The organism is Ramlibacter sp. G4-7, assembly GCF_057784995.1.
The window spans coordinates 14744-35510 of record NZ_JBYNTT010000029.1 but is presented as its reverse complement, the minus strand read 5'-3'; the positions used below and the strand labels follow the sequence as shown (position 1 = coordinate 35510).

Annotated in this window: 21 protein-coding genes; 7 read left to right on the top strand and 14 right to left on the bottom strand. The window is 70.1% G+C overall.

Features of this window, described 5'->3' with window-relative positions; genetic code table 11:
- Positions 1 to 189: 189 nt before the first annotated feature.
- The gene (glmU, locus tag AC3EGR_RS24690) at positions 190 to 1587 is read right to left on the bottom strand and encodes a bifunctional UDP-N-acetylglucosamine diphosphorylase/glucosamine-1-phosphate N-acetyltransferase GlmU (protein WP_488549184.1); all 1398 of its coding nucleotides are present in this window, start codon (positions 1585 to 1587) and stop codon (positions 190 to 192) included.
- Between the two features lie 19 nt (positions 1588 to 1606).
- Between glmU and AC3EGR_RS24685 the strand changes: the two genes are divergently transcribed.
- Positions 1607 to 2488 carry a DUF6279 family lipoprotein gene (locus AC3EGR_RS24685; protein ID WP_488549183.1) on the top strand — a complete coding sequence of 294 codons (882 nt, stop codon included), beginning with the start codon at positions 1607 to 1609 and terminating at the stop codon, positions 2486 to 2488.
- The gene (locus AC3EGR_RS24680; RefSeq protein ID WP_488549182.1) at positions 2485 to 3618 is read left to right on the top strand and encodes an MFS transporter; all 1134 of its coding nucleotides are present in this window, start codon (positions 2485 to 2487) and stop codon (positions 3616 to 3618) included. Before AC3EGR_RS24685 ends, AC3EGR_RS24680 begins: the two co-directional genes overlap by 4 nt.
- Before the next feature lie 37 nt (positions 3619 to 3655).
- On the opposite strand, the gene AC3EGR_RS24675 is transcribed toward AC3EGR_RS24680, so the two are convergent.
- From AC3EGR_RS24675 to AC3EGR_RS24660, 4 genes are all read right to left on the bottom strand, one after another.
- Positions 3656 to 3961 (bottom strand): hypothetical protein, encoded by a 306-nt coding sequence (locus AC3EGR_RS24675; RefSeq protein WP_488549181.1) that lies wholly within the window; start codon positions 3959 to 3961, stop codon positions 3656 to 3658.
- Between the two features lie 168 nt (positions 3962 to 4129).
- Positions 4130 to 5119 (bottom strand): MBL fold metallo-hydrolase, encoded by a 990-nt coding sequence (locus AC3EGR_RS24670; protein WP_488549180.1) that lies wholly within the window; start codon positions 5117 to 5119, stop codon positions 4130 to 4132.
- A 44-nt stretch (positions 5120 to 5163) separates the two neighbouring features.
- Positions 5164 to 5679, bottom strand: coding sequence for a gluconokinase (locus tag AC3EGR_RS24665; protein ID WP_488549179.1), 516 nt, complete (start codon positions 5677 to 5679; stop codon positions 5164 to 5166).
- Between the two features lie 68 nt (positions 5680 to 5747).
- Entirely contained in the window at positions 5748 to 6242 is a 495-nt protein-coding gene (locus AC3EGR_RS24660) for a DUF2917 domain-containing protein (RefSeq protein ID WP_488549178.1), read from the bottom strand.
- 115 nt (positions 6243 to 6357) lie between these two features.
- Here AC3EGR_RS24660 and AC3EGR_RS24655 point away from each other — a divergent pair, with 115 nt between their 5' ends.
- A complete protein-coding gene (locus tag AC3EGR_RS24655; protein WP_488549177.1) occupies positions 6358 to 7341 on the top strand; it encodes a LysR substrate-binding domain-containing protein in 984 nt (327 codons plus the stop codon).
- Between the two features lie 20 nt (positions 7342 to 7361).
- Here the strand turns inward: AC3EGR_RS24655 and AC3EGR_RS24650 are convergent, their stop codons facing one another.
- Positions 7362 to 7958: a 5-formyltetrahydrofolate cyclo-ligase gene (locus AC3EGR_RS24650; protein WP_488549176.1), complete on the bottom strand. Its 597-nt coding sequence runs from the start codon at positions 7956 to 7958 to the stop codon at positions 7362 to 7364.
- Between the two features lie 9 nt (positions 7959 to 7967).
- On the opposite strand from AC3EGR_RS24650, the gene AC3EGR_RS24645 reads away from it, so the two are divergent.
- The 4 genes from AC3EGR_RS24645 (at position 7968) to AC3EGR_RS24630 (ending at position 12443) form a co-directional block, all read left to right on the top strand.
- A complete protein-coding gene (locus AC3EGR_RS24645; RefSeq protein WP_488549175.1) occupies positions 7968 to 9965 on the top strand; it encodes a lytic transglycosylase domain-containing protein in 1998 nt (665 codons plus the stop codon).
- A 4-nt stretch (positions 9966 to 9969) separates the two neighbouring features.
- Entirely contained in the window at positions 9970 to 10470 is a 501-nt protein-coding gene (locus AC3EGR_RS24640; protein ID WP_488549174.1) for an MgtC/SapB family protein, read from the top strand.
- Positions 10471 to 10551: 81 nt separating this feature from the next.
- Complete coding sequence (locus tag AC3EGR_RS24635; protein ID WP_488549173.1) at positions 10552 to 11238, top strand: glutathione S-transferase family protein; 687 nt, start codon at positions 10552 to 10554, stop codon at positions 11236 to 11238.
- A gap of 68 nt (positions 11239 to 11306) precedes the next feature.
- The gene (locus AC3EGR_RS24630) at positions 11307 to 12443 is read left to right on the top strand and encodes a tRNA nucleotidyltransferase/poly(A) polymerase-related protein (protein ID WP_488549172.1); all 1137 of its coding nucleotides are present in this window, start codon (positions 11307 to 11309) and stop codon (positions 12441 to 12443) included.
- On the opposite strand, the gene AC3EGR_RS24625 is transcribed toward AC3EGR_RS24630, so the two are convergent.
- The 8 genes from AC3EGR_RS24625 to AC3EGR_RS24590 form a co-directional block, all read right to left on the bottom strand.
- Positions 12416 to 13342: an ROK family protein gene (locus AC3EGR_RS24625; protein WP_488549171.1), complete on the bottom strand. Its 927-nt coding sequence runs from the start codon at positions 13340 to 13342 to the stop codon at positions 12416 to 12418. The two genes, AC3EGR_RS24630 and AC3EGR_RS24625, sit on opposite strands and share 28 nt — an antisense overlap.
- A gap of 4 nt (positions 13343 to 13346) precedes the next feature.
- Positions 13347 to 13541: a DUF2905 domain-containing protein gene (locus tag AC3EGR_RS24620; protein WP_488549170.1), complete on the bottom strand. Its 195-nt coding sequence runs from the start codon at positions 13539 to 13541 to the stop codon at positions 13347 to 13349.
- A 92-nt stretch (positions 13542 to 13633) separates the two neighbouring features.
- Positions 13634 to 14767 (bottom strand): Gfo/Idh/MocA family protein, encoded by a 1134-nt coding sequence (locus AC3EGR_RS24615; RefSeq protein ID WP_488549186.1) that lies wholly within the window; start codon positions 14765 to 14767, stop codon positions 13634 to 13636.
- Between the two features lie 29 nt (positions 14768 to 14796).
- Positions 14797 to 15807: a sugar phosphate isomerase/epimerase family protein gene (locus AC3EGR_RS24610; RefSeq protein WP_488549169.1), complete on the bottom strand. Its 1011-nt coding sequence runs from the start codon at positions 15805 to 15807 to the stop codon at positions 14797 to 14799.
- A gap of 143 nt (positions 15808 to 15950) precedes the next feature.
- Positions 15951 to 16919 carry a substrate-binding domain-containing protein gene (locus AC3EGR_RS24605; protein ID WP_488549168.1) on the bottom strand — a complete coding sequence of 323 codons (969 nt, stop codon included), beginning with the start codon at positions 16917 to 16919 and terminating at the stop codon, positions 15951 to 15953.
- A 53-nt stretch (positions 16920 to 16972) separates the two neighbouring features.
- Positions 16973 to 17974 (bottom strand): ABC transporter permease, encoded by a 1002-nt coding sequence (locus tag AC3EGR_RS24600; RefSeq protein WP_488549167.1) that lies wholly within the window; start codon positions 17972 to 17974, stop codon positions 16973 to 16975.
- Complete coding sequence (locus tag AC3EGR_RS24595) at positions 17955 to 19439, bottom strand: sugar ABC transporter ATP-binding protein (RefSeq protein ID WP_488549166.1); 1485 nt, start codon at positions 19437 to 19439, stop codon at positions 17955 to 17957. The genes AC3EGR_RS24600 and AC3EGR_RS24595 overlap by 20 nt, the downstream gene beginning before the upstream one ends.
- Entirely contained in the window at positions 19436 to 20605 is a 1170-nt protein-coding gene (locus tag AC3EGR_RS24590) for an ROK family protein (RefSeq protein WP_488549185.1), read from the bottom strand. The genes AC3EGR_RS24595 and AC3EGR_RS24590 overlap by 4 nt, the downstream gene beginning before the upstream one ends.
- Positions 20606 to 20767: the final 162 nt, after the last annotated feature.

The window sequence follows — 20767 nt, the reverse complement described above, 5'->3', positions numbered from 1 at the left end:
AAAGAAACTCGTCCTCGGTGCCCTGATGCGCAAGATCCTGGCGATTGCCTACGGTGTACTGAAGTCCGGAAAGCCGTTCAATCCCGCACTTCACGCTTGACTTGCGAGACAGTATCTACATGCTGGGGCTGGCGTCGCGTCGGCCCACAGGCCACGGCGACGCGCGACGCGCGACCGCGGCGCGACCCTTCACTTTTTCTTCTTCGGCCGCTGCCAGCCCGTGATGCTCACCTGCTTGGCGCGCGCCACCGTCAGCACGCCCGGCTGCGTGTCCTTGTTCACGACGGATCCCGCACCCACCGTGCCGCCTTTGCCGACCGTCACCGGCGCGACCAGCACGCAGTTGCTGCCCACGTGCACGTCGGCCTCGATCACGGTGCGGCTCTTGTTGGCGCCGTCGTAGTTGGCCGTGATGCTGCCCGCGCCGTAGTTGACGCGCTCGCCGACGGCGGCGTCGCCGAGGTAGGCGAGGTGGTTGGCCTTGGCGCCGCGGGCCATCGACGAGTTCTTCACTTCCACGAAATTGCCGATGTGCACCTCGGGCCCCAGCTGCGCGCCGGGGCGCAGCCGCGCGAACGGGCCGATCAGCGCGCCCTCCCCGATCTCCACGCCGGCGTCCTCGCCCTCGATGTGCGTGAAGGCCTGCAGGACCACGTTGGCGCCGATCTTCGCGTTGGCGATGACGCAGTTCGGTCCGACGCGCACGTTGTCGCCCAGCGTGACCTCGCCCTGGAACACGCAGTTCACGTCGATCTCGACGTCCTGCCCGCAGGTGAGTTTTCCCCGCAGGTCGAAGCGCGCGGGATCGGCCAGGCGCACGCCCTGCTCCATCAGCGCCCGCGCCTGCCGGCGCTGGTAGGCGCGCTCCAGGTCGGCGAGCTGCACCGGGCTGTTCACGCCGTCCACTTCCACCTGCTCCAGTGCCGGCGAGGCAACGACCTCGCAGCCGTCCTGCACCGCGAAGCCGACGATGTCGGTGAGGTAGTACTCCTTCTGGGCGTTGTCGTTGCGCAGGCGCGCGAGCCAGCCCTTGAGCTTCTTGGCGGGCACGGCCATGAAGCCCGTGTAGACCTCGCGGATCGCCCGCTGCGCCGGCGTGGCGTCCTTGTGCTCCACGATCGCCTGCACGGCGTCGCCCTGGCGCACGATGCGGCCGTAGCCCGTGGGGTCCGCCATCTCGATCGTGAGCAGCGCCAGGCGCTCGCCCGCGCACTTGTCGACCAGGGCCTGCAGCGTCTCGGGCCGCACCAGCGGCACGTCGCCATTGAGGAGCAGGGCGATGCCGTCATCGGGCAGCACCGGCACGACCTGCTGCACGGCATGGCCGGTGCCCAGTTGCGGTTCCTGCCGCACGAAGTCGGGCGCGCTCCGGCCGGCGGCCTCGGCCGACTGGCGCAACCAGGCCTCGACCTCGTCGGCGCCATGGCCGGTGACCACGATGGTGCGCCGCGCGTGCAGGGCCTGCGCCGTGTCCATCACGTGCTGGACCAGGGGCTTGCCCCCCAGCCGGTGGAGCACCTTGGCCGTCCGGCTTTTCATGCGCGTGCCCTTGCCCGCCGCCATCACCACCACATCGACTGCTGTCATTCACGTACCCTTCGCATCCATGAAGCCGATCCGCTCCATCCGCATGGCCGGCATTATCCTTGGGCTCGCGCTCGCGCTGGGGCTTTCGGGCTGCAGCGCGATCAAGCTGGGGTACAACAACCTGCCCGAGGTGCTGTTCTGGTGGCTGGACGGCTACGCCGATTTCAGCGACGCGCAGGAGCCCCGCGTGCGCGCGGAGCTCACCCGCCTGCACCAGTGGCACCGGCAGCAGGAACTGCCACGGGTCGCGGAACTGCTGGCCCGCATCGAGCAGATGGTGCCCGGCGAGATCAGCGCGCAGCAGGCGTGCACGCTGGTGGCGGACGCACAGGGCCGCCTGGGCGCCGTCGCGGACGGCGTGGGCCCCGCGGTGGGAGCGGTTGCGGCCACCTTCAGCGACGCGCAACTGCGGCACATCGAACGCAGGTTCGGCAAGAGCAACGAGAAATTCCGCAAGGAGGCGGTCGACGCGTCGCCGGCCGAGGCGCAGGACAAGCGCTACGAGCAGATGCTCGATCGGCTGGAGATGGTCTACGGCCGGCTCGATGCGCCGCAGCGCGAGGTCCTGCGCCAGGGCGTCGCGCAGTCGGCCTATGACCCGGCGCGCATCCTGGCGGACCGCCAGCGCCGCCAGCAGGACCTGGTGCAGACGCTGCGCCACGCCAGCCGCGCCCAGATGCCGCCCGAGGAGGCGAGCGCGCAGCTGCGCGGCTGGCTCGAGCGCGCCCTGCACTCGCCGGACGCGGCGTACCGCACCTGGCAGGAAGGGCTGGTGCAGGAAGGCTGCCGCACCTTTGCCGCGGTGCATCGCAGCACCACGCCGGCCCAGCGCGAGCAGGCCGTGCGGCGCCTGCGCGCCTACCAGCGCGACCTGCGCGACCTGTCGGCGCAGCCCCGGTGACGCGCGGCGGATCCGGGCTGGCGCTCGTCTGGCGCCTGGGAGCGGCCACGACGCTGCTCGTCATGGCTTTCGCGATGGCGGGACCGGTGCTGGCGGTGCTGCTGCAACAGGCCGGTCATGGCACGGCCTTCGTCGGCGCCTTCTCCATGCTGCCCTTCCTGATGGTGGGCCTGCTGATTCCGATCGTCCCGCGCGTGCTCAAGCGCTGGGGCACCTTGCGCACGTATCGCACCGGCGCCGTGCTGCAGGTGGCGGGGATCGCGGCCTATGCCACATCCAGCCACGTGGGCGTGTGGGCCCTGGGTTCCCTCGTCGCGGGCTGCGGCGCCGCGGCGCTGTGGAACACGACGGAGGCCTTGCTGGCCGAGGAAGCGCCGCCCGCGATGCGCGGGCGCGTGATGGGCCTGTACCAGACGGCCCTGGGCGCCGCGCTGGCGGTCGGGCCCTTCCTGCCGGGCGTGCTGCAGCTGGAGGGCCGCACCGTGCTCTGGGTGGCGGTCGGCATGGTGAGCGCGTGCCTGCTGCTCGCCGTGACGGCGCGCCCGCACGTGCCGCGCGACCTGGCCAGGGAGCACACGGGCACGTGGGAGGCCTTGCGCACCGTGCCGTGGCTCGCGTTGATCGCCTTTTGCGGCGGCGTGTTCGAGGCGGGCCTGGGCGCGGTCGGCGCCGCGCATGCATCGGCCACCGGCCTGAGCCTGCGCGCCGCGGCGAGCGTCGCCGGCGCCATCGGGGTCGGCAGCTTCCTGTGCCAGTACCCCGCGGGCTGGGCGGCCGACCGCTGGCCGCTGCGCACTGTCTTCACCACGGCAACGGGCGCCTTGCTGCTCGCCAGCATCGCGATGGGTTTCGCGACGCGCGCACCGTGCCTGCTATGGGTGTGCGGAATCGTCTGGGGCGGCGTCGGCGGCGCCCTCTACACGCTCAGCATGGTGCAGGTCGCGCGCGCCTTCGCCGGCCGCGCGACGGCGGGCGGCACGGCCGCCATGATCACGGGCTACACGTGGGGCGGAACGCTGGGGCCGGTGGTGAGCGGGTCCGCGCTGGAAGCGGGCGGCGCGCCGGGGCTGGCGGTGGGATTGGCGCTGCTGGCGGTGGCGGGGGTGGTGGCGGCGCGGCGGGCGGCGTGATGGCCAGCGTCGCGCCGCACCTGCGTCACCTCGCGCCTTACTTCTCGCCCTTGGAATGCGAGCGCCCTTCGCGCTCCGCCTCCTCCATCTCGCGCGCTTCCGACTCGGAACGCGGCTTGGACGCTTCGGCGTCCGACTGCACGTCGGCCTTGTCGAGATAGCCCTTGATGTTCTTCTGGTAGTCGCGCGTCGCCGTGTAGCTGCCTTCGCCTTCCACCTCTGCGCCCTGCGCATCGGGACGCGACTGGAAGTCGGTGGCGCCCGCGCGCTGCTGCTGCGGGTCGCTCTCGCGCTGGGGTTGCTGCTGCATGGGACGCGGGGTGGACTTGTCCTCGTTGGGCATGGATCGCTCTCCTCGTAGGATTGGCGGGTGCCATGGCGGCACGCGCCTGTCCAGCTTAGGAAGCGCCCCCACGGCTTGGTGTCGTCCCCGACGCGGGGCGCGTGTCGGTGCCCGCTTACGTTGCGGTGGGGTTCGCCGCTTCGCTCGCTCGCCGAAGCTTCCCGAACCTCACTCCTGCAGCGAAGCCCACATCTCCTTGTCCCGCTCCGCCGTCCACACGCGCGGCACCTTCACGCCCCGCGCTTCGTCGAAGGCGCGGCTCACGTCGAAGGGCAGGCAGTGCTCGTAGATGAACACGTTGCCGAAGATCGGGTCCATGGACTTGCGCGTGTGCGCCATCGCCGCCTTGAGGTCCATGTTCGACGCGGCGGCTTCCTTGGCACAGCGGAACAGCGTCTCCACCCAGCGCTGCGTGTACGCGATGCCGGCCGCGACCTGCTCGCGTCCCTGCAGCGCTTCGCCGCGGCCAGGCACCAGCGCCGTCGCATTCAGCGCCTTCAGCGCCTGCAGCGTCGCCGGCCACTCTTCCAGGTGCGCGTCGCCCGTGTAGACGCCCGCGTTGTACTCGACCAGGTCGCCCGAGAAGAGCACGCCCTCCTCCTCGACCCACGCGATCGTGTCGCCCCGCGTGTGGCCGTTGCCGGGCGACCAGATCTGCACGCGCACCCCGCCCAGGTCCACGGTCAGGCGGCCGGGCACTTCGCCCTTGCCGGGCACGCCGCCGCCGATGACGAGCGTGGGCCAGGTGAGGCCCGGGATCTCCTCGGCGTTGCGGAACAGGCGCGGGAAGCGGTCCATCTCCGACTGCATGTCCTCCTTGCCGCGCTCGGCAATCAGCTCGAAGGTGCCCTGGCTGGCGATGATCTCGCTCGCCCCTTCCTTGAAGTACGCGCTCGCGCCCAGCACCCGCACCGCGTGGTAGTGCGTCAGCAGCACGTACTTGATCGGCTTGTCGCTGACGGTGCGGATGCGGGCGATCAGGTCGCGCGCCATCGACGGCGTGGCGGTGCAGTCGCTGACCATGACGTACTTGTCGCCGATGATCACGCCGGAATTGGGGTCGCCCTCGGCGGTGTACGCCCAGCAATGCGCGGACAGCTGCTCGAAGGTGATCTTCTTGTCGGCCAGGTCGGCCTGGCTCGCAAAGGCTTTGCTCATGGGTCTCCTCGGTGGATCCCCATCATTCTACTTAGCGTAATGCGTTACGCATTGTTGAACGGCGGCCGCAGCCAGGCCGCGGCCTGTTCCACCAGGCGATCCACGTGCCAGGTGGCGTCGACCGCGTGCACGCGCGGTTCCGCCCGCGGGTCTTCCAGCGCCTCGAACTGGCTGGCCACCAGGCTGGGCGGATAGAAGTGGTCCGTGCGCGAGGCGACGCGCTCGAGCGCCTGGTGCGGCGTGAGCGACAGGTGCAGGAAGTGCAGCGCAGGCGAGGCGGCGCGCAGCGTGTCGCGGTAGCTGCGTTTCAGCGCCGAGCAGGTCAGCACCACGCCGGCCGGGTGCGCCTGCAACTGCTCCGCGAGCCGCGCGAGCCAGCCGGCACGGTCCTCGTCGGCAAGCGGCTGGCCCTGGCGCATCTTCTCGATGTTGCCCGGCGGGTGGAAGTCGTCGCCCTCCACCAGCGGCAGCATCAGGCGCTGGGCGAGCTCGGCCCCGACCACCGACTTGCCGCAACCGGCGACACCCATGACGACGACGTGGATCGGCGGGGGGAACATGCCGGCGATGTTAGAGGCTTGCGCCCCTCACCGGCCATGCAGGCCGCAATTTCTGGCGCGCCGGCGCTTCAACCGTAGGCCCGCGAGTCGCGGCGTGCGGGTGCGACGCTGCCCGGATGCACCAGCTGCCAGCCGACACGCACCAGCCCGGCCGCGAGCTGTCCGATGGCGCGCAGCGCGATGGCAGCGGCCATGCGCAGGTCGGCCATCGGCGTCAGCACGGCCGACAGGTTGACGCGGCGCCGGGCCGCCAGCACGGGCTCGGCGACGGGGTCCCAGGCGAAATAGGACGCGCCGCTTTCGTTCCAGGCCTCCAGCACCACCCGCTGCCCGGCCCGCACGTACATGGAGCGGCCCACCTGCAGCACGTGGTCACCGGAGTCGTCCGGGTTCACACCGTGCGGGCCGTCGGCCGTCGCCCAGACGCGGCCGTGCGCGACGCGGACGATCCCGTCCGTGGCCGGGCGCAGGGTGATCGCACGGCCGCGGGCCAGCTTCCACGTGCCCGGCAGGGCCGAGGAGGGGGCGGAGGCGAGGAGGCGGGTGGCGGACAGGGCGAACATGGTGTTCTCCAGCGATCGTTTTTCGGAATCGAATGATCGTTCACGCTCCCTTGGCGGTCCAATGAAATCCCGCTACGCTATTGATTCCCGATCCGCATCAATAGCACCGAGCGCCATGCAGCATTCGCAGACGCACCTGCGCACCCGTCCCATCGCCGCCGGCCACCTGCGCGCCTTCGAGGCCGTGGCCCGGCACCTCAACTTCCGCGCCGCGGCCGAGGAAATGGCGCTGACCCAGTCGGCCGTCAGCCGCCAGATCCAGTCGCTGGAGGAAGAAGTGGGCGTGAGCCTGTTCCTTCGGCACACGCGCGCGGTGGAGCTGACCAGCGCGGGCGCGCAGTTGCTGATGGCCGTGTCGCAGTCGCTGCCGCGCATCGACAGCGCGGTGCGGCAGATCCGCCAGAGCGCGGGCCGCCGCTCCGTGGCGATCACCACCTTTGCCTCCTTCGCCTCGATGTGGCTGATCCCGCGGCTGGAACAGTTCCAGCGCGACAACCCCGACATGGACATCCGCATCGACGCGACCGACGCCACGCTCGACCTGGAAGTCTCGGACGTGGACCTCGCCCTGCGCTACGGGCCCATGGCCAGCATGCCGGCGCACGCCACGCGCCTGTTCGGCGAGCAGCTCACGCCGGTGGCCAGCCCGTGGCTGCTCAAGGGCGGAGCGGCGCTGGCCAAGCCGGCCGACGTGGCCCAGTTCGCGCTGATCGAAGCCGGCGATGCGCACCAGACGCACCTGGAGTGGCTGACGTGGCGGCGCTGGTTCGACGAGCACGGGCTGGCCAAGCTGCAGCCCAAGCGCTGGCTCTATTTCAACTACGCCTACCAGATGGTGCAGGCGGCGCTTGCCGGCCAGGGCCTGGTGCTCGCGCGCCTGCCGCTGGTGGCCGAAAGCCTGGCCAACGGCGACCTGATCGAGCCGCTGCCCCGGCTGCGCATGGATTCACCGATGGCCTACTGGCTGGTGGTGGGGCCGCGCAGCGCCCAGCGGCCGGAGATCCGGGCGTTCTGCGAGTGGCTGATGGTCCAGAGCCGCATCACGCGGCAGACGATCGGGGAAGTGCCGGATCCCGATACGGTGGACAACCTCGATTGAAGGTCCGGAAATCCGCCTGCTCACCCGCCCAGCGAAATCGGCCAGACCACCCCCAGCTCGTTCAGGATCGCATCCAGCGGCACGTCGTGCGGCTCCGGCTCGAAGTCGGGCAGGAAGCCGTCGGCCAGGCCCAGCCCGACCGTGTAGGGCCTGGGCTGGAGCTGGGCCAGGGTGCGGTCGTAGAAGCCGCCACCGTAGCCGAGGCGGTAGCCGCCGACCGCGTAGCCGACGCAGGGAACGAACAGCAGGGTGGGCACGACCACCTCGGTGTCCTTGGGCTTGGGAATGCCGAAGGCATCCTCCTCCATGGGGCATCCGGGGAACCATGCGTGGAATTTGAGCGTCTGATGTACCTTGTCGACCACGGGCAAGCCGATCCGGCGCAATTGCGGTTCATCCAGCAGTTCGCCGTCCTCCTTCCAGCGATGCAGCGCCGGCAGCGGATCGAATTCCCCCTTGATCGGCCAGTACGCACCGATGACGGTGTCGGAGCGGCCCACCAGCCAGATGCGCATGACCTGCTGCAACAGGTCCGCGCGGCGTAGTCGATCCGGCATCTTCATGCGTTGTTCTATGAGCCGCCGGCGCAGAGCCCTTTTATCTTCCGACCTGTCCATAATTCCCCGATGAAGTTGAGAACGATTCTGGCACCCCTCGCGATCGTCCTCGCCGGCTGCGTGCAGGCGCAGCAGCCCACCCAGCCCCGCGACGACGCCATCCTGGAGATGCAGAAGGCCTACGCCGCCGGCAACAAGGCCCGCCTGGCGCAGCTCCTGCCCCTGGCGCAAGGCCATGCCCTCGAGGCCTGGGCCGCCTACTGGGAGCTGCGCTCCCGGCTGGACACCGCTTCGCCCACCGAGGTGCAGCAGTTCTTCGCCCGCTATCCCGGTACCTACCAGGAGGATCGCCTGCGCAACGACTGGCTGCAAGTGCTGGGCCAGCGCCGCGACTGGGACAGTTTCGCCCAGGAATACCCCAAGTTCCGCATGAAGGACGACCGCGAGGTGCGCTGCTACGCGCTCCTGGTGCAGGCCTTGCAGGATTCCAACACGCTGCCGGCGGTGTCGGAAGAGATCCGCCGCAACTGGCTGGCGCAGCGCGACGCCGACGACGGCTGCACCCTGGCCGCGGCCAGCATCCTGGGCAAGCCGGGCTCCAGGCTCACCGCGTCGGACGGCTGGCGCAAGGTGCGCCAGGCGGTGGAGGCCAACCGGGTGCGCGCCGCCTCGGATGCGCTGGAGCTGGTCAAGCCCGAGGCGCAGCCCCTGCTGAAGGAGCTGATGGCGCAACCGGCGAAGTTTCTCTCCTCCAAGGTGTTTGCCGCCTCGCGCACCCGCCGCGAGATGGTGGGGCTGGCGCTGATCAAGCTGGCCACCTCCGACATCGAGGGCGCCGCCGGCCAGCTGGAGAACAAGTGGGGACCGCAGTTGCACCCGGAGGAGCGCGACTGGATCTGGGGCGTGATCGGCCGCCAGGCCGCCCAGCGCCTGCAGCCGGAGGCCAACGGGTATTTCGCCAAGGTCGAACGCGACCGCTACCTGAACGACGACCTGCTCGGCTGGAAAGTGCGTGCCGCGCTGCGCGCGCCCCGGGGCACGGACTGGAAGAACGTGCTGGAAGCCGTCAACGCCATGAGCGAGGAGTCGCAGCTCGATTCCACCTGGGTCTACTGGAAGGCGCGGGCGCTGCTCGCCGCGCCGCAGCCGACCGAAGCGCACCGTGCCGAGGCGCAAAAGCTGCTGCAGTCCATCGCCTCGCCCAAGGGCTTCTACGAGCAGCTCGCGCTGGAGGAACTGGGCCAGAAGATCGTCGTGCCGGTCAAGCCGCAGCCGATCACCGACGAGGAAAAGAAGGCCGCGCGCCAGGAGCCGGGCCTGAACCGCGCCCTCTATGCGATGGCGCTGGGCCTGCGCGCCGAAGGCAACCGGGAGTGGAACTACACCACCAACCTGCACCGTCCGGGCGGCTTCAACGACCGCGAGCTGCTGGCCGCGGCGCAGTTCGCGTGCGACCGCGAGGTGTGGGACCGCTGCATCAACACCAGCGAGCGCACCAAGGTGGAGTTCGACGCCGAGCAGCGCTTTCCCATGCCGTTCCGGGAGATCGTGGTGCGCCGCGCCAAGGAGATCAGTCTCGATCCCGCCTACGTCTATGGCCTGATCCGGCAGGAAAGCCGCTTCGTGATGGACGCGCGCTCCAGCGTCGGCGCCTCCGGGCTGATGCAGGTGATGCCCGCCACCGCGCGCTGGACGGCCCGCAAGTACGGCATGGACAACTTCACGGCCGACAAGCTGCAGGACCGCGAGACCAACATCGCGATCGGCACCGGCTACCTCAAGCTGGTGCTGGACGACTTCGCCGGCTCCATGCCGCTGGCGGCTGCGGCGTACAACGCGGGCCCGAGCCGGCCGCGCGCCTGGCGCAACGGGCCGCTGCTGGAAGGCGCGGCCTGGGCCGAGAACGTGCCGTTCCAGGAGACGCGCGACTACGTGAAGAAGGTGCTGGCCAACACCACCTTCTACTCCGCGATGCTCACCGGGCAGCCGCAGTCGCTGAAGGCGCGCCTGGGCATGATCGGCCCGCGCGACACCGCGCAGCCGGCACCCAACGGGGACCTGCCCTGAGCCGATGACGGTCTGGGAACAGGTCGCCGACACGATCGCCGCCGAGTTCTCGGACCTCGGCGACGTGCAGGACGTGACGCAGCTGGTGGTGCGCCTGCTGCTGGCGGGCCTGCTGGGAGGCATCCTCGGCATGGAACGCGAGCGCCACGGCAAGCCGGCCGGCGTGCGCACCCACATGCTGGTGGCCTGCAGCTCCGCCCTGGTCGTCATGGTGGTCAGCCAGAAAGGCATGGACGACGAGGCCCTGAGCCGCGTGCTCCAGGGCCTGCTGGCCGGCGTGGGCTTCGTCTGCGCGGGCGCCATCCTCAAGCTGGAGAAGGAGGAGCAGGTGCATGGCCTGACCACCGCCGCCGGCGTGTGGATGACGGCGATGATCGGCATCGCCGCCGGCCTCGGACGGGAAGCGACCGCCGCCCTGAGCACGCTCATCGTGCTGGGCATCCTGCTGCTGGAGGGCCCGATCCGGCGGCGCATGCCTTCGAAGACGCGTTCGCCGGACGATTGAGTCATCAATCGCTGCGGCTTTTTGCATCAATGCCCCCGCCCGCCCCGCTAGCATCGCGCTGAACAATCTCCGGAGGCCGCGATGCCCACGCTCTACATCGGCAACAAGAACTACTCGTCCTGGTCCATGCGCCCCTGGGTGCTCCTGAAACAGGCGGGCATTCCCTTCGAGGAGCGGCTGGTCCGCTTCGATTCCTTCGACGGCGACTCGCACTTCAAGGACGAAGTGCTCAAGGTCAACCCGGCCGGCCGCGTGCCCGTGCTGGTGGACGAGGGCCTGGCCGTGTGGGATTCGCTGGCGATCATCGAGTACGCGGCCGAGAAGCACCCGGACCGCGGCGTCTGGCCGCGCGATGCCCGCGCCCGGGCGCGGGCCCGCAGCGTCTGCGCCGAAATGCACTCCGGCTTCAGCGCCCTGCGCACGCACTGCCCGATGAACATCGAGGCCTCGCTGCCGCACATAGGCGCGCTGGCCTGGCGCGACCAGGCCGGCGTGCGCAGCGACGTCGAGCGCATCGTCGGCATGTGGACCGCCTTGCTGGAAGAACACAAGGGCCCGATGCTGTTCGGCGAGTTCAGCGCCGCCGACGCCTTCTTCGCGCCCGTGTGCATGCGCATCCGCGGCTACGCCCTGCCCGTGCCTGGCCGCATCACCGACTACGTGCGCCGCGTCTGCGCCCTTGCGTCGGTCAAGGCCTGGATGGACGCCGCCCTGGAAGAAAAGGACTTCGTCGTCTTCGACGAACCGTACCGCACCTCCCGCACCTGAGTTCCTCGCGCCCACTTGGGGAGAGGGTCGGCGGCGAGGGGCAGGCGGAGCACATTTACACTCCGCCCATGCGAATCTTCCGCGTCGGCGGCGCCGTCCGCGACGCCCTCCTCGGCCTGCCGGTGAACGACACCGACTGGGTGGTCGTGGGCGCGACGCCGGAAGAGATGATCCGCGCCGGCTACCTGCCGGTCGGCAAGGACTTCCCGGTCTTCCTGCATCCGGACACGCGCGAGGAACACGCACTCGCGCGCACGGAGCGCAAGACCGGCCGCGGCTACCACGGCTTCGCGTTCCACGCGGCGCCCGATGTCACGCTGGAAGAGGACCTCGCGCGCCGCGACCTCACCATCAACGCGATCGCGCAGGCCGGGGACGGGTCGCTGATCGACCCCTTCGGCGGGCAGCAGGACCTGGCCCGCAAGGTGCTGCGCCACGTGACCGAGGCCTTCCGCGAAGACCCGGTGCGCATCCTGCGCGTGGCGCGCTTCGCCGCCCGCTTCCACGAGTTCACGCTGGCGCCCGAAACGCTGGCGCTCATGCGCGCGATGGTCGACGAAGGCGAGGCCGACCACCTGGTGCCTGAACGCGTCTGGCAGGAACTGGCGCGCGGGCTGATGGAGCCGCGTCCTTCGCGCATGCTGGAGATCCTGCAGGCGTGCGGCGCGCTGGCACGCGTGATGCCGGAGGTACAGGCGCGCGAGGAAGTGCTGCGCGTGCTGGATACGGCCGCAGCGCTGGCCGCGCCGCTGCCCGTGCGTTTCGCCTGCCTCACCACCGGCCTGGACCCCGCGCAGGTGAAAGCCTTGTCGGAGCGGCTGCGCGTTCCGAACGAATGCCGCGAGCTGGCGGAGGTGGTGGCACGCGAGCGCGGCGCGATCGACGCGGCATTGCAGGCCGACGCGGAGGCCACCGTGCGCCTGCTGGAACGCTGCGACGGCTTCCGCAAGCCGCAACGCTTCGCGCAGGTGCTGCTCGCCTGCGAGTGCATCGCGCGCAGCGCGCCGGGCGCCGAAGCCAGGCCCTATCCGCAAGGGGCGGCGCTGATGGCGGCGCTGCGTGCAGCGCGCTCCGTGGACACGGCGACGGTCGCGGCGAAGGCGCGCGACGAAGGCCTTTCCGGCGACGCCATCGGCCAGCGCATCCAGCAGGCGCGGGTGCGGGTCGTCCTGGACGCTCAGACCAGGAGCGCGAGCGCGGCGTAGTCGCCCACGCGGTCGCCCAGGCCGGCGGGCACCAGCTCGCAGCCGTTGGTGAGCGAGGGCAGCTTGCCCGCCAGTTGCGCCTGCAGCCGCGGCAGCAGGTAGTCCTTGTTGTTGCCGAAGACGCTGCCGCCCAGGCTGATGCGCTGCAGGTCCAGCACCACCGTGATGTTGTAGAGGGCGCGGCCCATCACGCGGCACAGCTCGTCGACCGTCGCGATCGCGGCGGCGTCGCCGGCGCGCGCGCGCTGCATCAGGGTGGCCGCATCGGCACCGAAGCGGCGGGCGACGGCGTTGCCCGCCACCAGCGCCTCGAGGTCGCCCACGTTGCCGCAGCCGCACAGGGCGTCGTCGTTGTCGCTCACGAACATGTGGCCGCCGTGGCCCGCGTTGCCGTTCTTGCCGCGCAGCACCCGGCCGTCGACGCACAGGCCCATGCCGACGCCGGTGCTCCAGGTGACGTAGGCGCAGTGCTCGAAGCCCTGCAGCGCGCCCCAGCGGCGCTCCGCTTCCAGCGCGGAGACGGCGTCGTTTTCCACGCGCACGCCCTGGGTGAACCGGCGGCGCAAGGGGGCTTCCAGCGTGGCCGTCATCCAGTCGTTGGGCAGGCCGCGCGCCGGCCCCGCCATGCCGCCGCAGATGTTGGGCGCGGCCAGTTCCACCAGCCCCGCGTTCATCACGAAGGGGCCGGCGGAGGACACGCCGCAGCGCTGCACCCGCGAAGGATCGACGCCGATCTCGGCGCAGGCTTCGTCCACGAGGCGGATCACCTGCCGCGCGACCGCGTCGTTGCTGCCGGTCTTGGCGGTGGGTTCGCTGCGCTTGCCCACCAGTTCGAGGCCGGCGCCGGAATTGAGGCTGACGGCGACCTTGGTGCCGCCGATGTCGATGCAGGCTTTCATGGGATCAGAGGAACTTCGCGATCGCCGCTGCGGCCATGCTCAGGAGGATGGTGGACGTCAGCGGGATGAACATGTCGCGCCCGAAGAGCTTGAAGCGCAGGTCCCCCGGCAGCCGGCCGAAGCCGAGCTTCTGCAGCGCGGGCGAGAACCAGCTGATCAGCACCAGCGCGAGAAAGACGACGATCATCCAGCGGATCATCGGGAGAGTGTAAGGGGGGTGGGGGCGGGGTGGGGACTGCGGGGAGGCGGAGACGGGGGGACGGGGACGCGAACGCGAACCCACCGTTCACGTCACGACGCCAACCGCGTCCACTTCTCCCGGCTCCGCGCCGACGCCAGCACCGCCTCGATGAACCGCACCCCGCGCGCCCCCGCCTCCACGTCCGGATAGTCGGCCTCCAGCGGATCGGGCGCCCTGCCCTCCCCGTGCGCACGGATCGCGGCCGCGACTCCCAGGTACACGTTCGCGAAGGCCTCGATGAAGCCTTCCGGGTGCCCGGGCGGGATCCGGCCGGCGCGCAACGCCGGCGGGTGCAGCCAGGGCGCGCCCCGCGTCAGCAGGCGCGGCGGGCCGTCGAGCGCGAAATGCGTGAGCCGGTTCGGCTCCTCCTGCCACCACTCGATCGTGCCCAGCGTGCCCGACACGCGCAGGCGCAGGCCGTTCTCGATGCCGGTGTTGACCTGGGAGGCCACCAGCACGCCGCGCGCGCCGCCGGCGAAACGCAGCAGCACGTTGGCGTCGTCGTCGAGCGCACGGCCGGGCACCAGCGAACCGAGGTCGGCACAGAGGCTCTCCACTTCCAGGCCCGTGACCGTCGCCACCAGGTTCTCCGCATGCGAGCCGATGTCGCCCAGCGCGCCGGCGCCGCCCGACTGCGCCGGGTCGCTGCGCCAGGCCGCCTGCTTGTTGCCTTCCGCTTCCAGGCGCGTGGCCAGCCAGCCCTGGTTGTATTCGACGACGACCTTGCGGATCGTGCCCAGCTCGCCGCGCCGGACCATCTCGCGCGCCTGCCGCACCAGCGGGTAGCCGGTGTAGTTGTAGGTCACGCCGAACACCGTGCCGCGGCGGCGCACCGCGTCCACGAGTTCCTGCGCCTGCGCCGCCGTATGCACCAGCGGCTTGTCGCACACGACATGGAAACCCGCATCGACGAAGGCCTTCGCCACCGGGAAGTGCACGTGGTTGGGCGTGACGATGGAGACCAGGTCGATGCGCTCGGCCGGGTCCCGCTTGAGTTCATCCGCGAGCAGCGCCTGCCAGTCGCCGTGGTTGCGCTCGTCGCGCAGCCCCAGTTCGCGGCCCGACGCCAGCGCCTTCTCGCGCGTGGACGACAGCGCGCCGGCCACCAGCTCGAACTGTCCGTCCAGCGCCATCGCCTTGCGGTGCACGGCGCCGATGAAGGCGCCCTGCCCGCCGCCCACCATGGCGCAGCGCAGCCTGCGGGGCGCTTCGTTCACTGGTTCTCCCGGGCGAAGGCCGCGTCGAACGCACCGCCGGCCGCGGGCGGAAAGTCCAGCCGCCTGCAGAACGCGGCGCTCTCGGTCGCGCCGTGCACGCGATCCATGCGGCTGTCCTCCCATTCGACCGACAGCGGGCCGCCGTAGCCGATGTCGTTCAGCGCCACGATGATGGCCTCGAAGTCCACCATGCCGCGGCCCACGCTGCGGAAGTCCCAGTAGCGGCGCGCGTCGCCGAAGCTGGTGTGGCCGCCGAACACGCCCACGGTGCCGTCGCCCTTGCCCCACCACACGTCCTTCATGTGGGCGTTGTAGATGCGGTCGGGGAAGGTGCGGATGAACTTGACGTAGTCGACGCCCTGGTAGGCCAGGTGGCTCGGGTCGAAGTTGAAGCCGAAGCGCTTGTGGCCCTGCACGGCCTCGATCGCGCGCTGGGTCGAGGCGATGTCGAAGGCGATCTCGGTGGGATGCACTTCCAGCGCGAAGTTGACGTTCTCTTTCTCGAAGGTGTCGAGGATGGGCCCGAAGCGCTTGCCGAAATCGGCGAAGCCCGCGTCCCAGTACGCCTGCGTCGTGGGCGGGAAGGCGTAGGTCGCGTGCCAGATCGAGGAGCCGGTGAAGCCGGTGACGGTCTTCACGCCGAACTTCCTCGCGGCGCGCGCGGTGTCGGCGAGTTCCCTGGCGGCGCGCTGCCGCACGCCTTCCGGATCGCCATCGCCCCAGACGTGCTCCGGCAGGATCGACTTGTGCCGCGCATCGATCAGGTCGCACACGGCCTGGCCGACGAGATGGTTGCCGATGGCCAGGGACGTGAGGCCGTGCTTCTTCAGCAGCGCCCACTTGTCGCGCACGTAGGCCTCGCTGCCGAGCGCCTCCTGCACGTTGAAGTGGTCGCCCCAGCAGGCCAGCTCCAGCCCGTCGTAGCCCATGCTCTTGGCCAGCGGCGCGAGCTCGGAGAGCGGAAGGTCGGCCCATTGGCCGGTGAAGAGGGTGACGGGTCTTGGCATGTATTGCTCCGCTAGCGGCACCAGGTCGCGCGGAACAACATGCAGCGCGACCTCTCTTGTGGGGAGGATCCGGCTTCGCCGGTCCTCCTCACACTGATCAGGCCACCGAGAAAAGTCGCGCAGCGACTTCTCCCGGTGAATATTCAGAACGGCGAGTTCGGGAAGTAGAACTCCTTCGCGTTCTGCTTCGTGATCAGCACCGACGGAACGATGTTGGTCGCGGGCAGCTTCTCGCCCTTCAGGCGCGCCTCGCCGGTCATCTTGATCGCGTCGTACATGAACTTGGGCGAGTAGGACACGTTGGCCTGGATCAGCGGGTCGCTGCCGTCCATCAGCGTCTTGATCGCGCCCTTGGCGCCGGCGCCGCCGAACACCAGCTTGATGTCCTTGCGCTTGGCCTGCTCGATGGCCTTCAGCACGCCCACGGCCATGTCGTCGTCGGCCGCCCAGACCGCGTCGATCTCCTTGAAGCGCGTCAGGTAGTCCTGCATCACCTTGAAGGCATCGTCGCGGTTCCAGTTGCCGTGCTTGGCATCCAGCAGCTTGATGTTGGGGTAGTTCTTCATCACGGCGTTGAAGGCGTCCATGCGCTCGTTGTCGAGCGTGGTGGGGATGCCGCGCAGCGCCACGATGTTGCCCTTGCCGTTCAGCGCCTTGGCGATGTACTCCGCCGGGATCCTGCCGAAGGCGGTGTTGTCGCCGGACACGTAGGCGTCCTGGGCGCTGGTGTCGGTCAGGCCGCGGTCGACCACCGTCACGTAGATGCCCTTGGCCTTCACCTGGGCGACCGGCTTGGTCAGCGCGGCGGACTCGAAGGGGAACACGACCAGCGAGGTGATCTTGTTGACGGTCACCAGGTCCTGCAGCTGGTTGGCCTGCTCGGACGCATTGGCGGCGGTCTTGACGATCACCTGCATGCCGGGATGTGCCTTCTCCAGGTCCTTCTTGGCCTCGTTGGCCCAGTAAACGGCACCAGCCATGAAGCTGTGCGTGGCGGCCGGCATGGACACGCCCAGCACCTCCTTCTTGCCCTGTGCCAGGGCGGGCGCCACCGCCAGCGTCGCCGCCAGTGCCGCGGCGCCCAGCGCCAGTCTGCGGGTGAGTTTCGTCATGGTTGTCTCCTTGGGAAGAAAGCCGCCCTGGCGGCTGCGGTTGGTAAACACTTTCATCGCCGGCCGCGCTGCAGGAAGGCGACGATGATGATCACGAAGCCCTGCACCGCCGCATTCAGGTACACGCTGATGATGCTGGTGAGGTTCAGGATGTTGCTGATGACCGACAGCAGGATGGCGCCGACCACCGTGCCGGCGATGCTGCCGGCGCCGCCCTTGAGCGCGGTGCCGCCGACGATCACGGCGGCGATCGCCTCCAGCTCCCACAGCAGGCCCGTCGTGGGCGAGGCGGAGCCGAGGCGCGGCACGTACAGCAGGGTCGCGACGCCCACGCACAGCCCGAGCAACATGTAGGTGAGCACCTTGACGCGGTCGACGTCGACGGCGGCATAGCGCGCCACCTGCTCGTTCGAGCCGATCGCCTGCACGTAGCGGCCGTAAGCGGTGCGGTTCAGGACGAAGCCCCCCGCCAGCGCCATCACCGCGAACACCCAGACGGGGAAGGGGATGCCGAGCAGGCTGCCGTAGTAGACCGGGCTGTAGACGTCGGCCAGCGCGTTGTCCAGGGTGATCGCGCCGCCGTCCGCGAAGTAGGTCAGGTAGGCGCGGAAGATCCCCAGCGTGCCCAGCGTCACGATGAAGGGCTCGATGCGGCCCTTGGTGATCAGCAGGCCGTGCACCAGCCCGAACACGGCGCCCAGCACCAGCGACAGCAGCATGCCCAGCACGATCACCAGGACCGGTGATCCCACACTGGCCGCCACCTTGTTCATCAGCAGGATCATGCAGCCGGCGATCAGCGCCGCCATCGAGCCCACCGACAGGTCGATGCCGCCGCTGATGATCACGAAGCACATGCCCACGGCGATGATGCCGATGAAGGCGGTGCGGGTCAGCACGTTGAGCAGGTTGTCCAGGGTGGCGAATTCGCCATTGAGCAGCGTGCCGGCGATGCATAGCAGCACCAGGCCCGCCACGGGGCCGAAGCCGTGCAGCTGCCCCCACAGGTCGGCGGCGCGGCGCGTGGGCGTGGCTTCAGCGAGTTCCGGTGGCATGGGCGATGAGTTCCTCTTCGCTGAGGTGTTCGTCGTGCACGGTGGCGGTGAGATGGCCGCCCCGCATCACGACGACGCGGTGGCACAGGCCGATCAGCTCCAGCAGCTCGGACGAGATCACGATGACCGCCTGGCCGTCGCGCGCCAGGCGCTGGACCAGGAAATAGATGTCGCGCTTGGCGCCCACGTCGACCCCGCGGGTGGGCTCGTCGAGCACCACCACGCGCGGCCGGGGTTGCAGCACCTTGGCGAGCGCCAGCTTCTGCTGGTTGCCGCCCGACAGGGCCGAGGCGCGCTGGCGCAGGTCGCCGGTGCGGATGCCGTAGGTGCGCACGGCGGCCTCGAGGGCCTGCTGTTCGCGCGCGGGCTGCAGCACCGGCCGCGCGAACTCGCGCAGGTTCATGAGGGTGAGGTTCTCGCGCAGGCCGAAGTCCACGTGCAGGCCCTTGCCCTTGCGGTCTTCGCTGAGGTAGGTGATGCCCTCGTTGGCGGCGGCGCGCGGATCCGGCAGCCGCACTTCGCGGCCGTCCATGCGCACGACGCCCGCGCTCTTCGCGCGCAAGCCCAGGATGCCTTCGAACAGCTCCGTGCGGCCGGCGCCCACCAGGCCCGCGAAGCCCAGGATCTCGCCGGCGCGCACCTCGAAGCTCACGTCGCGCGCCCAGCCCGGCACCGTGAAGCCCCGCACTTCCAGCACCGGGGTGCCTTGCGGGGCGGGATCCTTGGCCGGGAACAGGTCCGAGATCTCGCGGCCGACCATCAGGTTGGCCATCGCATGGCGCGTGAGCTGCGCGGTCGGCTGGCGGGTGACGAAGCGGCCGTCGCGCATGACGACGACTTCGTCGGTGACCTTCTCCACCTCGTCGAGCTTGTGCGAGATGTAGACCAGGGTCACCCCGTCGGCCTTCAATTGCGCCATCAGCGCGAACAGGCGCTGGGTCTCGCCCGGCGTGAGCGTCGCGGTGGGCTCGTCCATGATCAGGAGCCGCGCCTTGCGCGCGAGCGCCTTGGCGATCTCCACCAGCTGCTTCTCGGCCACGATCAGGCTGCGCACGCGCGTGTCCGGCTCCGCCTGCAGGCCGACCTGGCGCAGCACGTCGCGCGTGGCCTCGCGCATGGCCTCGTCGTCCAGCAACCAGCCGCGGATCTTCTCGTGCCCCAGGAAGATGTTCTGCGCGATCGTCAGGTCCTCGGCCAGGTTGAACTCCTGGTGGATCAGCACGATGCCTTGGGCCTCCGCCTCGCGCGAGCTGCGGAAGTGGACCGGCTTGCCATCGACCAGCAACTCGCCGCCCGACGGTTCGAGGTAGCCGGCCAGGATCTTCATCAGCGTGGACTTGCCGGCGCCGTTTTCTCCCAGCAGGCCGACGACGTGTCCCGGCTGCAGCGCGAAGCTCACCCCGTGCAGCACCTGCACCGGCCCGAAGCTGCGCGTGATGTTGCGGAACTCGATCGCCAGGCTCATCCCCGCCCTCCATGCAGGCGCAGCGACTCCTGCATCGCCAGCGCGCCGGCGCCCACCAGCCCGGCCTGCGCCCCCAGGGGCGTGTACTGGATGTCCAGGTGCCGCGTGGAAAGCGCCAGCGAGCGGTGGTACACGCTCTGGCGCACCGATGCCAGGAACAGCGGACCGATCTGGGTGACGCCGCCGCCGATGAACACGTGCGAGGGATTGAAGAAGTTCACCACCGACGCGAGCATCTGCCCGATCAGGCTGCCGGCGCGCTGGATGATCGCGTTGGCCGCCGCGTCGCCGGCGCGGCTGGCCTGGCCGACGTCCACCGCGCTCAGCTTGCCGTTGGCCTGCAGCACCGCGGCGAGCGCGGGGCTCTCGCCGGCCTGCGCCGCATCCACCGCCATGCGCGTGATGGCGGGCGCGGCGGCCATCGCCTCGACGCAGCCGAGGTTGCCGCAGTGGCAGCGCGGGCCCGCCTGGTCGACGCAGATGTGGCCCACGTCGCCCGCGGAGCCGTTGGCGCCGCGGTACACCTCGCCGTGGCAGACGATGCCGCAGCCTATGCCCGTGCCCACCTTGATCACCATGAAGTTCTGCAGGCTGCGCTGCAGCCGCCACAGCTCGCCCAGCGCCATCAGGTTGACGTCGTTGTCGACGAAGACGGGAGCGGCGAACGCCTCGCCGAGGGAGTCGCGGATGGAGAAGCTGTCCCATTCCGGCATCAGCGGCGGGTTCACGAGCTGCGCGCTGGCGAAGTCCACCGGGCCGGGAACGCCCATGCCGATGCCGATGACCTGGTTGGCCGACACGCCGCAGCGCGCGAGCAGTTCCCGCATGACGTCGCGCACGCGGGCCAGCACCACCCCGGGTCCGTCGCGCACGTCGGCGTCTTCGGAATGGCGCGCCAGCACGGCCAGGTCCGGCCGCATCACCGCCACGTCGAGGCTGGTGGCGCCCAGGTCCACGCCGACGACGACACCCAGGCCGCTGGCCAGTTGCAGGGTTTCGGGCCGGCGGCCGCCCGAGGACTCCTGCAGGCCGGTTTCCTCCAGCAGGCCTTGTTCGATCAGGCCGGCGGCCAGCGCGTTGGCCTTGCTCCTGGAGCAGTCCAGGCGGCTGGCGAGCCCATTGCGCGAGCTGCCCACGGACCAGAACACGGTCCGGAGGACATGCATCTCGGCGGGCGAAAGCTGGTCCCAGCGCTTCACGCTGTTGTCTCCTGCGCCCGGCTCTGCCGCCGGGTCGGTTCGGATGCTAGGACCGGCACTTCCGCCGCGCAAGACTGATCTTCGGCCAAATTCAGGCGGAAGGGACCGCCGCCGGCATCAAAGGCGGGC

What these genes read in the sequence shown, in the direction of transcription:
- glmU (WP_488549184.1), bottom strand. Translation starts at nt 1,587, where the DNA reads ATGACAGCAGTCGATGTGGTGGTGATGGCGGCGGGCAAGGGCACGCGC.
- AC3EGR_RS24685 (WP_488549183.1), top strand. Translation starts at nt 1,607, where the DNA reads ATGAAGCCGATCCGCTCCATCCGCATGGCCGGCATTATCCTTGGGCTC.
- AC3EGR_RS24675 (WP_488549181.1), bottom strand. Translation starts at nt 3,961, where the DNA reads ATGCCCAACGAGGACAAGTCCACCCCGCGTCCCATGCAGCAGCAACCC.
- AC3EGR_RS24670 (WP_488549180.1), bottom strand. Translation starts at nt 5,119, where the DNA reads ATGAGCAAAGCCTTTGCGAGCCAGGCCGACCTGGCCGACAAGAAGATC.
- AC3EGR_RS24665 (WP_488549179.1), bottom strand. Translation starts at nt 5,679, where the DNA reads ATGTTCCCCCCGCCGATCCACGTCGTCGTCATGGGTGTCGCCGGTTGC.
- AC3EGR_RS24660 (WP_488549178.1), bottom strand. Translation starts at nt 6,242, where the DNA reads ATGTTCGCCCTGTCCGCCACCCGCCTCCTCGCCTCCGCCCCCTCCTCG.
- AC3EGR_RS24655 (WP_488549177.1), top strand. Translation starts at nt 6,358, where the DNA reads ATGCAGCATTCGCAGACGCACCTGCGCACCCGTCCCATCGCCGCCGGC.
- AC3EGR_RS24650 (WP_488549176.1), bottom strand. Translation starts at nt 7,958, where the DNA reads ATGGACAGGTCGGAAGATAAAAGGGCTCTGCGCCGGCGGCTCATAGAA.
- AC3EGR_RS24645 (WP_488549175.1), top strand. Translation starts at nt 7,968, where the DNA reads ATGAAGTTGAGAACGATTCTGGCACCCCTCGCGATCGTCCTCGCCGGC.
- AC3EGR_RS24640 (WP_488549174.1), top strand. Translation starts at nt 9,970, where the DNA reads ATGACGGTCTGGGAACAGGTCGCCGACACGATCGCCGCCGAGTTCTCG.
- AC3EGR_RS24635 (WP_488549173.1), top strand. Translation starts at nt 10,552, where the DNA reads ATGCCCACGCTCTACATCGGCAACAAGAACTACTCGTCCTGGTCCATG.
- AC3EGR_RS24630 (WP_488549172.1), top strand. Translation starts at nt 11,307, where the DNA reads ATGCGAATCTTCCGCGTCGGCGGCGCCGTCCGCGACGCCCTCCTCGGC.
- AC3EGR_RS24625 (WP_488549171.1), bottom strand. Translation starts at nt 13,342, where the DNA reads ATGAAAGCCTGCATCGACATCGGCGGCACCAAGGTCGCCGTCAGCCTC.
- AC3EGR_RS24620 (WP_488549170.1), bottom strand. Translation starts at nt 13,541, where the DNA reads ATGATCCGCTGGATGATCGTCGTCTTTCTCGCGCTGGTGCTGATCAGC.
- AC3EGR_RS24615 (WP_488549186.1), bottom strand. Translation starts at nt 14,767, where the DNA reads ATGGTGGGCGGCGGGCAGGGCGCCTTCATCGGCGCCGTGCACCGCAAG.
- AC3EGR_RS24610 (WP_488549169.1), bottom strand. Translation starts at nt 15,807, where the DNA reads ATGCCAAGACCCGTCACCCTCTTCACCGGCCAATGGGCCGACCTTCCG.
- AC3EGR_RS24605 (WP_488549168.1), bottom strand. Translation starts at nt 16,919, where the DNA reads ATGACGAAACTCACCCGCAGACTGGCGCTGGGCGCCGCGGCACTGGCG.
- AC3EGR_RS24600 (WP_488549167.1), bottom strand. Translation starts at nt 17,974, where the DNA reads ATGCCACCGGAACTCGCTGAAGCCACGCCCACGCGCCGCGCCGCCGAC.
- AC3EGR_RS24595 (WP_488549166.1), bottom strand. Translation starts at nt 19,439, where the DNA reads ATGAGCCTGGCGATCGAGTTCCGCAACATCACGCGCAGCTTCGGGCCG.
- AC3EGR_RS24590 (WP_488549185.1), bottom strand. Translation starts at nt 20,605, where the DNA reads ATGCATGTCCTCCGGACCGTGTTCTGGTCCGTGGGCAGCTCGCGCAAT.